At 35.1% G+C, this 12,188-nt stretch carries 10 protein-coding genes; 5 read left to right on the top strand and 5 right to left on the bottom strand.

From position 1 onward, the window contains the following. Nucleotides 1-22: 22 nt before the first annotated feature. Together EHR_RS01520 and EHR_RS14360 are read right to left on the bottom strand one after the other, a co-directional pair. A complete protein-coding gene (locus tag EHR_RS01520) occupies nucleotides 23-685 on the bottom strand; it encodes a MerR family transcriptional regulator (protein ID WP_243464874.1) in 663 nt (220 codons plus the stop codon). A gap of 14 nt (nucleotides 686-699) precedes the next feature. Beyond that, nucleotides 700-852: a MerR family DNA-binding transcriptional regulator gene (locus EHR_RS14360; protein ID WP_014834243.1), complete on the bottom strand. Its 153-nt coding sequence runs from the start codon at nucleotides 850-852 to the stop codon at nucleotides 700-702. A gap of 129 nt (nucleotides 853-981) precedes the next feature. Here EHR_RS14360 and EHR_RS01515 point away from each other — a divergent pair, with 129 nt between their 5' ends. Together EHR_RS01515 and EHR_RS01510 are read left to right on the top strand one after the other, a co-directional pair. After that, a complete protein-coding gene (locus tag EHR_RS01515; RefSeq protein WP_014834242.1) occupies nucleotides 982-2,910 on the top strand; it encodes an ABC transporter ATP-binding protein/permease in 1,929 nt (642 codons plus the stop codon). Continuing rightward, the gene (locus EHR_RS01510; RefSeq protein ID WP_010738359.1) at nucleotides 2,894-4,750 is read left to right on the top strand and encodes an ABC transporter ATP-binding protein/permease; all 1,857 of its coding nucleotides are present in this window, start codon (nucleotides 2,894-2,896) and stop codon (nucleotides 4,748-4,750) included. The genes EHR_RS01515 and EHR_RS01510 overlap by 17 nt, the downstream gene beginning before the upstream one ends. 196 nt (nucleotides 4,751-4,946) lie before the next feature. Here EHR_RS01510 and EHR_RS01505 read toward each other — a convergent pair whose 3' ends face one another. Together EHR_RS01505 and EHR_RS01495 are read right to left on the bottom strand one after the other, a co-directional pair. Next, on the bottom strand, nucleotides 4,947-5,759 hold the full coding sequence (locus tag EHR_RS01505) for a PTS sugar transporter subunit IIB (RefSeq protein WP_014834241.1): 813 nt from the start codon (nucleotides 5,757-5,759) through the stop codon (nucleotides 4,947-4,949). A gap of 246 nt (nucleotides 5,760-6,005) precedes the next feature. Then, nucleotides 6,006-6,446, bottom strand: coding sequence for a helix-turn-helix domain-containing protein (locus EHR_RS01495; RefSeq protein WP_014834239.1), 441 nt, complete (start codon nucleotides 6,444-6,446; stop codon nucleotides 6,006-6,008). Nucleotides 6,447-6,651: 205 nt separating this feature from the next. Here EHR_RS01495 and EHR_RS01490 point away from each other — a divergent pair, with 205 nt between their 5' ends. After that, nucleotides 6,652-8,643, top strand: a complete 1,992-nt coding sequence (locus EHR_RS01490) for a VWA domain-containing protein (RefSeq protein WP_010738356.1) — start codon at nucleotides 6,652-6,654, stop codon at nucleotides 8,641-8,643. A gap of 103 nt (nucleotides 8,644-8,746) precedes the next feature. Beyond that, a complete protein-coding gene (locus EHR_RS01485; RefSeq protein WP_010738355.1) occupies nucleotides 8,747-9,631 on the top strand; it encodes a diacylglycerol/lipid kinase family protein in 885 nt (294 codons plus the stop codon). A gap of 283 nt (nucleotides 9,632-9,914) precedes the next feature. Here the strand turns inward: EHR_RS01485 and EHR_RS01480 are convergent, their stop codons facing one another. After that, nucleotides 9,915-10,604, bottom strand: coding sequence for an N-acetylmannosamine-6-phosphate 2-epimerase (locus EHR_RS01480; protein ID WP_010738354.1), 690 nt, complete (start codon nucleotides 10,602-10,604; stop codon nucleotides 9,915-9,917). Between the two features lie 342 nt (nucleotides 10,605-10,946). On the opposite strand from EHR_RS01480, the gene EHR_RS01475 reads away from it, so the two are divergent. After that, nucleotides 10,947-12,140: an MFS transporter gene (locus EHR_RS01475; protein ID WP_010738353.1), complete on the top strand. Its 1,194-nt coding sequence runs from the start codon at nucleotides 10,947-10,949 to the stop codon at nucleotides 12,138-12,140. The last annotated feature ends 48 nt before the right edge of the window (nucleotides 12,141-12,188 follow it).

Here is a 12,188-nt window from a genome sequence, read left to right as displayed (position 1 = left end):
CTTTCTTAGTTTCAGTAAACAATTAATTCTTTTTTACAGGTATCAAGATTTCAAATACACGTTTTTCAGGAATCGTGGTAGTAATTTCATCTTGCCATAATATTTTCCAAAAAAATCTTTCTGGAATAAATTTATTTTTTTGAAAATAGTTCAGTAGTTTCTGATTGATTTCTTGCTTATTATAATTTGAATCTTCTATGAAGAAAGAGACATATGTTCCATTCGATCTGGTTATAATTTTCTCTGCGTCGTAAAGATGACTTTGTTCCTTGTTTATTTTAATTAGTGACCTAAAAGGAGTTTTTTGAATGTCAGAAAAAATAGAATCTTCTACTAAAAAATTTATAGGATAGCCATTAAATAAATCTTTTTGATCTAAGGATAAATAAAAATCACTATAACTAGATAAAGAATCGATGGAGTCGTAGTAATGAGAATGCATTAAATCAGAACAAATAAAAGATTCTTCTTCTCTATAAGAATGAGTAATTATATCAAAATTTATATTTTTCAATGTTGTATACCGATCGATATAATTTTCTAAAAACGTCTGCATATGTTTTAAGTCATTGATTTTTTCATCTAAAATTTCTTTTCGCTTTTTAAATTCTGTCAGCGTGTCATCCATGTTTCGATTATCGAGAAAATATTTAATCTGTTCTAAAGGTACATCAAGAAATTTCAAGGTGAGTATAACGTCTAATTCAAAGCATTGGTCATAAGTATAATATCTATAACCATGAGTAGATATTTTTTTGGTTTGAATAAATCAATTTGATCATAATAAATTAAGGTTCTTCTACTTAAATTGACGTATTTTGCAAATTCACTGATTGTTAAATAATTATTCATAATTACCTCCTTGAATATAACGTAACGTTACAGTTTATTCTAGCAGAGCAATAACCCAAATTCGTTATAAAAGGAGATTCTTATGTTAAGTTTAATCGAAATAAAAAAGTATTTGGAAATGAAATAGTATTGAATCATTTATCAGGAGACTTCCAAAAAGGCCTCAATTTTATTTACGGTCCATCGGGTAGTGGGAAGACAACGCTATTAAATATCATTAGTGGTATGGATCAAAATTTTGAAGGAGATGTTTATTTTAACAATCAGTCGATGAAACGTTTTACGAAAAAAGAACTATCCGACTATTATTACAATTCAATCGGTTTTATCTGGCAAGATTACCAATTGATAGAATACTTAAGTGTAGAATGTAACATTGATTTAGTTCTAAGCCTATCGAACTTAAATAAAGCAGAACGAAAAATGAAAGTAGCAAAGGTATTAGAGGAACTAGGAATATCTGGATTAGCTAAAATGAAAGTGGCAAAATTATCTGGCGGACAAAAACAACGAGTAGCGATAGCTAGAGCATTAGTAAAAGATCCAGAAATAATCATAGCAGATGAACCAACTAAAGCATTAGATCTTTTAGCTGCTAATAAAATCATGACGGAGCTAAAAAAAATCGCTAAAGAAAGAATAGTGATAATAGTCACTCATGATAAAGGTTTAATTGAAAAAGACGCAAATGTCTATAGCATGGAGCAAGGACAACTAAAATTAGTAGGGCAAAGTAAACAACACTCAAAAGATGACGGGAAAAACAATCGATTGAATAAACCTCCTTATTTATCTTTAAAAAATTGTATCTCTCAATCTTTTAACATTCTAAAAGGCGCATCCATATATTCTATATTAACGATTATTTTACTCATACTTTCTTCCTTTTTTATGTTGATTAATTTGAGTGGGGAAATAAAAGAAAAACAAGATGATAATTTTAGCCGTCTCGTTAAAGAAAGAGGAGAGACGATCAAAGATATTTCTTTGTCAAAAGAATCGACAGGTGGTGGTCCTTCTGGTTCTCTAAAACAAGATACTTCAGGAGCAGTAGATTTATTAAAAGATGATCCCAGAGTAGATTTTGTGGCACCCTTGGAAATAGTGGGTGATTTGAAACTAAACGTAGGAGATTTGATTAAAAATTATGAAGTGAAGGATAGCTTTAACTTTCCTGCAATTACGAAATTGATAGCTGGAAGATATCCTTCAATTGGAGAAATAGAAGTGGCTGTTCCTAAACGGTTACTGGATTTACTAGGTCTAAAACCCACCGACGTAATCGGGAAAAACTTAAATATGACAGGACTTATAGACGTAAATCCAAAGATTGGAAACAATGAAATTACAGGATCAAAGGTCTCATTAAATGATGTAAAAGTAGTGGGAGTCATTGAAAATAATCCTAAAGGTGGAGCAATTACCAGCACTTTAGGAAGACGTGACGGGAAACTAACGGATGGCCCGTTGTTGTTTAGTGTAGAAGCTATCAAAAAAATGCGTCAACAAGCAGGCATTGAGAAATCGATAAGTTATAACGTAAGAGCAAAAACATTAGATGATATTTTACCTATCGTGAATAAACTACAACAATCAGGTTTACAACCTTCTGGAGATTTTAGCATGATTGAAGACATGCTCCGATTGAGAAAGAAAAATGAGGAGCAAGGGGTTACCATCAGTTTGATATTCTTTCTATTGTCACTAACAATTAGTATTGTTCTGGCTTTGTTCAATTTTTATATAAAGAAAAGTGAATTTCGTTTTTTCAAATTCAATGGTTTCAGTAATAAAAATATTTTAAGTTTAATCATTTCAGAATACTTTATACTTGGAATAATGTCTTCTCTTCTATTTCTGATAACTTTCCCAATGCTTAGTCTTTTAAGTCAAAAATTATTTAGTATATATATAGTATCTACTAATAACTTAGTTTTGGTATTGTTGCTACCATTTGTCCAATCAATAATAATAAGTATCCTATCCTACTTATTATTTCTTAAAACTAATCCTACTCATAAAATGAAACAAGGTGATTCGAATGATTTACTTAAATAATGTCAGTAAAAAGTACAAAGATTTGGATATACTATTACATGCCAATTATCGATTTAAAGATGGTACGTTAACTTGTGTATTAGGAAATAGTGGAGCTGGTAAATCAACATTATTAAATTTAATAGCAGGCTTAGATATAGATTATGATGGGGAAATTGAAAATTTATGTTTTAAGGAAAAAAATTTCTCAAATAAAAACTTGTCTAATTATAGATTCAACAATGTGGGATTTATTTTTCAAGATTATCATCTCTTAAATGGATATACAGTACTTGAAAATGTCATAATGGGGGCGCATTTAGACTCTGAACTAACGAAAGAAGAGAAAATCGAAAAAGCATTGAATTTATTAACGGAACTCGGTTTAAAAAACAAGGCAAATCAAATGGTCCATGAGTTAAGCGGTGGTCAAAAACAAAGAGCATCTATAGCGAGAGCCTTAATGAACGATCCTAAAATAATTCTTGCAGATGAACCAACGGCTGCTTTAGATGAATTAAATAGTGATGGTGTCATGAAGATACTAAAAAGGTTGGCAAGGAATCGAACCGTGATTGTTATTACACATAGTGAAAAAGTTTCAAAGTACGCCGATGAAATAGTCTGTTTAAAAAATCATACAATAGAAATAGTTAAAGAAAAAGAGCGATATGAATTAGACTATAGTAAGGAAAGTCAGACTTTCACAGCGAAAAAAGCTAAAGAGATTGTCCCAAAACTTAACTCAAAATTACTTTTTTGGATAGCAATCAGGAATTTTAGAATACATTTTTTAAAAAATTTACTTGCTATCGTATTGATTTCATTAGGAACGGTCTCTTTTATTTCAACGTTAGGAATAAAAAATACAATAAAAAATGAAATACAGTCATTTAAAGAAAAAAATGATTACTATAGTAAAGGATCAATTGCTTTTTCAAAAAAGCCTTTATCTGAAGGGCTTACTTATTTACAAACATTACCAAACGTTAAGGATGTGTATTACCAATATAATCTTCAAAATATTCATCTTAAATATGATCATAAGAATAAACACTTAGATATTAAATCGCCAACGTTGATTTCTTCCAATCTTTCGATGATTTATGGGGACATGCCTAAAGATAATAGGAATGAAATCAGTCTATCTTTAAGTGTTGCCTCGTCTTTGAGTAAGAATATTAATCAATTAGTTGGAAAGTACGTTGACTTTGAATACTTTGATAAGGAGGGACAAAAACATAAAATAAAAATGAAAGTGAGTGGTATCTCAAACGATACGTTTGATAACTTTACAATGAGTACGAAGCTGGAAAAGAAAATTTATAAAGAAGTAGCTAGAGGTGAGGCTTCTGCTATAGCGTTTAGTGTGAAAAATTTTGAGGACATTCCCAAAATTCATCGCCTGCTGAAAAGTAAGGGGTACGATATATACACTAAGGAAAAAGACATTCGTGCTTTTAAAAATAGTTTTGCTGATACTATAAAGTTGTTTACCATATTATCCAATTTACTTTTACTCCTATTTATCTCTGTTAGTTTTATTATAATCTATCGAATTTCTATCACTAGATATTCTGAAGTTGGTATACTAAGTTGCTTAGGATATAGTACCAGAAATATCTCTAAGATATTGAGAAGAGAAACCGTTCTATTTTGTCTACTATCCGTCTTATTTAGTAGTATATGGCTTCTTATTTTTAATACTGTATATAGCCAGAACTTTGGTTATAATCTAGAGTTTAATTTCCAACTAGGGATGCTTTTGTTGTTAGTAAATATTGGATTAGTTTTTGGCATAACTGGTTTTGTTAATTATCGATTGGTCAACCTATCACCTAGTCTGGCTTTAAAAAAATAAGATCTTTAACTTTAGAAATATAGTACTGACTAAGAGTCTGGGACATTCATCAGAAATAAATCTGAAGAATGTCCCAGTTTTTGTTTTTATTTTCCGCTAATCTTAGACTATTTTTATGAATCTAAAAAGTATAAATACGAACGAAGAAGTGTTATTCGCCGATCAATTAATGAACATTCCATTTCTTCTGCTCTTACTACACCAGCTCTTCAAGTACTTGTTTGATTGCCAGCAGATCGGCTAATGTGACTTGGGCATTGATCAGTAAAACGGGGACGGTTTCAAAACTTTCTGTTAAAGGAGCGGTACTAAGGCAGAGATCATAGTCTTCGTTTTCGAAATGGCTGCGAATATCCAGATGGTAGTAGCTTTGAAAAGAAGACTCGATACGTTCTTTGATTGTTAAAGAAAGTGCCAAAGGTAAATCTGTTTCGAGTTTAAGGTTGATTTTTTTCATAAAGGTGGATGGTGGTGAAACCAAGGTCCAAGCAACCGCTACATGTAACGCAAGTCCTTTTCGTTTGCTATCTGAGGATGAGTAAAGATCAATTTGATCTAACAATTGTTCAGAACGCATCAAAAGGTTGGGGAAATTCTGCGAGACATAGTGCTGTAGATTATAGCCGGTCAAGGTATGGATCGTCTCTCCAAATAGTTCGACGGACAAAATTCCAGAAAGAATCGTTCGCAAAATCAAGTTCTTTTTTCTGGTAGACAATTGTTGAGAGTCTGTATCTTTCAGTAACAAATGGATGATTGCTTGCAAGTAAGACCGATTTTGTACGCCTTCTTCTTGAGCGGTAAAATAATTAGCTAACTGCTCTTTAGAAAAAGTGAGATCCAGATTTGATCGTAGCCACAAGAAAATAAAGTGGCTCTCCTTTGTTTCGAGTAAGAAGTGTTCACTCAACTCATCTGTCAGTTTTTTTAAGAGTGATGAATGCTGGTCCGTCAATTGTTGGAAGATTTCTTGGTCTTTAGGCGGTAGATCAGGAGCTAAAGTGATCATTTCAGCTGTTATTTTTTGCCTTTTCTAAACCGAATAATCGTCACGGCTAGTACATAAGTAGTAATTTTTAGTTCAATCTCATTGAAAGGAATTTCATTGATTTCATAAAAGTGTCGGGCGAGCATTTCACATTTTTGTTGAGAAATACCTGGAAATGGCCAGTGAAGACCAGAAAAATTTTTCCCAAAAAAAGCAACCATAAAATAGCGAATACGAGGTTCATCGCCGACTAAATAGAGCGTTCCTTTATTTTTTTACGGTAAACCCCAATGGCTGTAGTAGCGTTTCTAGTTCATAGCTTCGCTTTCGTACAGTAGATTCGGATAAATAATTCTCGTAGGCGAATTTGACTAGATTCACTTCATTTTCCAACAATAAAGTTTCAAATAAATTGAAAAAAGGATTTTCTTGTAATATTTTACGAATCAACGTTTTATAGTCTGTTTTGGTTCCTGTGAATTTATAGCCGAGACCATGTTTTGTATGAAAAATTGGTTCACGACTTTCATCTGTCATTAGGGAATGATTGCTTAGAACATCGTAATATTTGTAGATCGAACGCCGATCCATATTGAGGGCTTGGCTCATTTCTTCAATCGTTACAAAGCGCTTTTGATGATATAAAAAATGCAAAAGTTCGATTTCTTTTTTGACATCATTTCCAAAAAAATCATTGAATATTTCCATAAAATAACTCCTAACCAAAGATTTCCCTCGATTCTTAGCTGTTACTTGATGCCATCTTATCATAAAAAGAGGATTTTAATGTATTCCAAATGTACATTTTTTTAGCTCAGAAAAGATTCCAGAAAATTTATACTAGCAATTGTTGAAAAAATTCTAGGGTTTTAATAAGGATGGGGAAATCTGTTGGTAGAAAAGGAGAGAAATGATGAGAACGAGAAAAGACAGCTATTTCAAGATAGTGATTTTATTCGTAGGATTAATGAGTATTTTACTGGGAATAGGGATGCAAAAATCATTTGCGGAGACGGTTGATTTTGCTTATACCGATTCTACGGGACAACGTTTAACAAATGGAACAGCAGTAGGGAATACCTATAATTATGATTATGGCCATGCACCAGAAGCCGTATTTGACGAAGAAAATTATGTTAATTACGCCGACCGTGCATATTTAAAAAAGAGTGTCAAAGAAGATAGCGAGACACAAGGTTTATTTGATGTCACGTTAGATGTGAAAGGCAACCAGATCGGAACACCGATTGATTTAGTTTTGGTGATCGATTATTCTTCCTCCATGACTGGCGAAAAATTAACCAATGCTTTAATCGGATTACAACAATTTGGCAATGAATTAGCGGATTCGTTAGCTAATGGGAATATCCGCGTGGGGATTGTAGCATACAATCGAGAGGTTTATTCAACAAATGGTTTTTCAAGTAATATGAATGACTTAGAGAACTTCTTGAAATATACCGCTGAGTCACATTCGGGAACATTTATGCAAAAAGGATTATTAGCAGGGCAACGGTTATTATTGGAGAAAAGTCGGCCAGAAGCGGAAAAACTATTTATTCATATTGGTGATGACAGTGCCAATCGTAGTTATCTTCCAGTACAAGGAGCGAAAGAGTATCCAAATGAGGGAGAGATCATTGATTATAATGGCTACCATACCGATCGTTATATTCAAGATTTTCAAACTGATTCTGACAAATACTATACGACGAACAGTAACCCTTCTGATCCCAATGCAATTTCTGTTAGTAGTTCAATTGTGACAGATGCGACCTTAGGAACGATTGTTTCTCTCAAGCATTCGGGTTTTACCTGTTATTCGATAGCGACAGCACCTTCTGCTCGAGGGGAATATATTGGGCGAAACTTAGCTTCTAAACCGCAACAATACCTTACAACCGATGAAAATCTAAGCGGTTTGGGTTCTGCCTTAACAGAGATCGCCAACCAAATTGATAAAACGATTCCTAATGGTACGATCACTGATCCTATGGGGCAAGACATTTTACTCCAAGGAGCGGGTGAGTTTAATGAACGCTCCTATCAATTAGTCGGTTGGCGAAAAAATGAACAAGGAAATTGGGAACAAGCCAATGATGTAGTGGCTGATGTAGTTGTATCGGAAGCGAACCAAACGATTACGATTGCAAATATTGCATTAGGGGAAAATGAACGGCTTACGTGTACCTATCAAGTCCGTTTAAACACTGAAAATACTCATTTTAAAGGCGAAACTTGGTATTTGTGTAATGGACGGACAACGTTAGCACCAACAAATGAAAGTGAATTACTTGATTTTCCAATCCCTTCAATCAAGGCACCGACAACCACAATCCAAGTAGCAAAAAAATGGAAAAATGTAGCGGCATCCGAGATCCCAGAGACTATTGACTATGTGATTAGCAGGAGTTCGGTCGTTGATCCTACGAGTTGGCAAAGTTCAGCGGTGCTTTCTTTAAGAAAACAAGATAATTATCAAGCGACGATCAAGGAACTGCCAGTGGGCAACGAAAAAGCGGTCTTACCAAAATACAATAATCAAGGAGAAGACTTTACTTATCAAGTAGCGGAAGTGAATGTACCTGATGAGTTTGAGAGTACCGTAACCAATAATGGCAATTCTTTTGTGATCACGAATACGAAAAAAACGACCGAACCAAGCACAACGGAACCAAGCACCACAGAATCAAGTATGACCGAATCAAGCGCCATCGACTTAAGAAACTCTGGACCAAGTACAACTAAAAAAGAGGCGATGCTCCAGATTGCTTCTGAATCTTCGACTGATTCTGAAGCGGAACAGTTACCAAAAACAAATGAACATTCCTCATCCATTCTGGTCTTTCTGGGAACGATGATCGTCGGATCGGTGGGTTATTATTTGATTCGTAAAATAAGATAGCCAATCAGCTGGTGTAGCTCAGAATGTCTGAAACTAGATGTTCTGAGTTTTTTTGTGCTATAGTTTAGTCAAAGTCATGTTGTGAAACGAAGGGGGAAACAGGATGAAAAAAGCGTTGTTGGTCGTTAATCCAAGTTCTGGAGGAGAACAAGCACAAGAATATGAAAAACTGGCCCATCAAAAGTTAACCACGATGTTTGATGAAGTCGTTGTTCTTCATACGAAAAAAGCTGGAGATGCCAAGAATTTTACTCGAGAAGCAGCAGTGGATAGATACCACAGCGTGTTTGTTATGGGTGGAGATGGTACTGTTAATGAAGGAATCAATGGGATCGCTGAACAAGCACATCGTCCAAATTTTGGTTTTATTCCGTTAGGGACAGTCAACGACTTAGCCCGTGCTTTAGGCATACCGTTAGAACCCGAAGAAGCTATCGCTCATCTTTCAATGGATGCGTTGCAACCATTAGATATTGGGAAAATCAATGACCAATATTTTATGAATGTCGTGGCGATTGGAACCATTCCTGAGTCAATCAATGATGTAGATCCAGAAAAGAAAACAAAATATGGTAAGTTTGCTTACTTTATCTCAGGAATCAAGCAATTGGCTGGAACCCAATCTTATAAATTCCAGTTAGTCATTGATGGGCAGGAAAAACAAATTGAAAGTAGTACATTGCTGGTAGGATTAACTAATTCAATTGGTGGTTTTGAAACGTTGATACCTAATGCTAAAGTAAATGATGGCAAATTGCACTTGGTTTATTTAAAAGACACTTCATTGTTAGATACGTTAAAAACATTGCCTGATTTGTTAAAAGGTGTTGATTCTTCTACCGATCATCTGGCTTATCAAACCTGTGAAACGATCCAGATTGCTTTGAATGAAGACCAAGAATTGGCAACAAATGTGGATGGTGATGAAGGTGTCAAGCTGCCTGTCACACTAAAAGTTCTTCCTTCACATCTGATGATTTATTGTTGAGAAACGAGGGGGAGGATCATCTTTCTAAGCTGTTGATCTGAGTCATAGCCTTTGTTTTGAACAGTAGGTCCCCCTGTCATCTGATGTCGATTTTAAGCGGATCTGAGAATCTGGTGAGACAGAGGCTGTGAATAAAGTTGGAATAATAAACTGAAAAACAGCCAGGATGAGGTTGAGGCAAGGTTTGGCTCAGTCTCGTTCTGGCTGTTTTTGGTTAGTTCTATTTAGCTGATTTAGTTAGAAGGACGAAAAAGCATTTCTCCTGAAAAAATGAAGGAGTCTCTTAATCTAATGCTTCGATAAAGCGTTGAGTAATTTCTTGAGGGCGTGTGATCGCGCCACCTACAACGATGCCAGCTACGCCTAAATCTTTGACTTGTTTGGCTTGTTGTGGCGTGTGGATCCGACCTTCTGCAATAACGCATATATCAGCTTGGATCAGTTCTTGGATGAGTGGGAGATCAGGACCAGCTTGTTTCACACTTTCTTCTGTATAGCCGCTTAAAGTTGTCCCCACAAAATCAACTCCTGCTTCGTAAGCATTCTTTCCTTCTTCAAAAGTGGCGATATCAGCCATCAATAATTGCTGTGGATATTTTTCTTTGACTTTAGCAATGAATTCATTGATGTTCAGACCATCGTGGCGTTTGCGTAAAGTACAATCCAAAGCGATAACTTCAACCCCTGTGGCTACTAGTTCATCAACTTCCCGCATGGTTGCTGTAATAAATGGTGCTTCAGGGGGATAATCACGTTTAATGATACCAATGATCGGCAAGGAAACTTTTTCTTTGATTGCCATAATATCTCGTACTGAGTTCGCACGGATACCAACAGCTCCTGCTTTTTCAGCAGCTAAAGCAAAATAAGGCATCAAACTACCTTCTTCTGTATAAAAAGGTTCTCCAGGTAAGGCTTGGCAGGAAACGATCAGCCCACCAGCAATTTTTTCTAAGAATAATTGTTTGTCCATTCTGTTTTTCTCCTTTATAGTTTTTTCTCAGTTTCACAAAAACGTTTCGCAAAGAGCTAAGGCTATGCGAATGGTAGCAAAAAAGTGATTACTTAGATAACGGTCATCTAAGATAAATTGCTTGCTCAAACAAATAAGCGGTTTAGAAAAACGCTTTATTTTTTGACTACAAAATAAGTGTAGCGATTTCGTAATTATTGAGCAAGTGATAGTTCTCAAAAACAGCGTAGATCAGTTGAGTGAATGAATTGACATAAAAAACAAAAGTTCTTGCTTTTTTCTTGATTTTTATATATGATTTTAACAATTTAGGGTAAAAATGAAAGAAAAGGGGTAACAAAAATGACGAAGTATCAACGGAAGGTTTTATTAGCAACATCATCAGGGATTGCATTAGAGAATATGGATATCATGTTCCTAGCTTTTTCTTTATCTTCAATGATTGCAACTTTTCATATTAGTGGAACACAAGCGGGAATGATTGCGACGATCACTAATCTGGGGATGCTCGTTGGAGGTATTTTTTTTGGTCTGATGGCGGATAAATATGGTCGAGTAAAGGTGTTCTCTCAAACGGTTATCTTATTTTCAATTGCTTCATTATTGATGTATTTTTCTTCAACGATTTATTTAGTCTACTTGTTTCGGTTTATTGCCGGAATCGGGGCTGGGGGCGAGTATGGCGCTTGTATGTCTTTGATCTCTGAAACTTTTTCAAAAAAACAAATTGGACGAGCTTCGTCCATTGCTGGTATTGGAGCCCAAGTAGGCGCGGCTCTCGCTGCTATTTTGGCGGCAATCGTCATTCCATGGCTCGGGTGGCGCATGCTATATGTGATTGGTGTATTACCCGTATTATTAGTTTTAGTCATCCGACATGGTTTAAAAGAACCGGAGGCATTTCAAGCTGCGAAAGCAACTAAAAAGGCGACAAAGTTACGTAATCTATTTGAAACAAAACAACTTACTTGGCAGACGATTGGCTTGAGTACCATGGTGACTGTCCAAATTGCTGGTTATTTTGGTTTGATGAATTGGTTACCTTCGATCATGCAAGCACAACTAGGATTATCCGTTTCAGGTTCGTCTTTATGGATGGTGAGTACGATTGTGGGGATGTCATTAGGTATGTTGACTTTTGGGATCATCATGGATAAATTAGGTCCCAGAACAGCCTTTACTTTATTCTTGATTTGTTCAGCGCTCTCGGTCTTCTTACTCGTTTTAGCTCGTAGTCAATGGAGTTTAGTAGCAGCAGCGGTGGTTGTTGGTTACTTTATCAATGGCATGTATGGCGGCTATGGTGCAATCATTAGTAGCCTGTATCCTACTGAGATCCGTGCAACAGCCAATAACTTTATTATGAATTTAGGTAGAGCTGTAGGTGGATTTTCTTCGATCATTATTGGCTTTTTGATGGATCATTATCAATTATCTGCTGTGATTATTTTTCTAAGTAGTATTTATCTTGTCAGTCTAGTGGTCTTGTGGACACTTACTGGTGTAAAAGAATTAAAATTCAGCTTACAAGAATAACATCCATTGGTGTAAGTTATCAGTGGATAAGTAACATTCGTTATCATT

The sequence above is a fragment of the Enterococcus hirae ATCC 9790 genome (genome assembly GCF_000271405.2).
Taxonomy (GTDB): Bacteria; Bacillota; Bacilli; order Lactobacillales; family Enterococcaceae; genus Enterococcus_B; species Enterococcus_B hirae.
This window is presented reverse-complemented; position numbering and strand designations above follow the sequence as displayed.

Coding starts and splice junctions, on each gene's coding strand:
- EHR_RS14360 (WP_014834243.1), bottom strand. CDS start 852: ATGAATAATTATTTAACAATCAGTGAATTTGCAAAATACGTCAATTTA.
- EHR_RS01510 (WP_010738359.1), top strand. CDS start 2,894: ATGATTTACTTAAATAATGTCAGTAAAAAGTACAAAGATTTGGATATA.
- EHR_RS01505 (WP_014834241.1), bottom strand. CDS start 5,759: ATGATCACTTTAGCTCCTGATCTACCGCCTAAAGACCAAGAAATCTTC.
- EHR_RS01495 (WP_014834239.1), bottom strand. CDS start 6,446: ATGGAAATATTCAATGATTTTTTTGGAAATGATGTCAAAAAAGAAATC.
- EHR_RS01490 (WP_010738356.1), top strand. CDS start 6,652: ATGAGAACGAGAAAAGACAGCTATTTCAAGATAGTGATTTTATTCGTA.
- EHR_RS01485 (WP_010738355.1), top strand. CDS start 8,747: ATGAAAAAAGCGTTGTTGGTCGTTAATCCAAGTTCTGGAGGAGAACAA.
- EHR_RS01480 (WP_010738354.1), bottom strand. CDS start 10,604: ATGGACAAACAATTATTCTTAGAAAAAATTGCTGGTGGGCTGATCGTT.
- EHR_RS01475 (WP_010738353.1), top strand. CDS start 10,947: ATGACGAAGTATCAACGGAAGGTTTTATTAGCAACATCATCAGGGATT.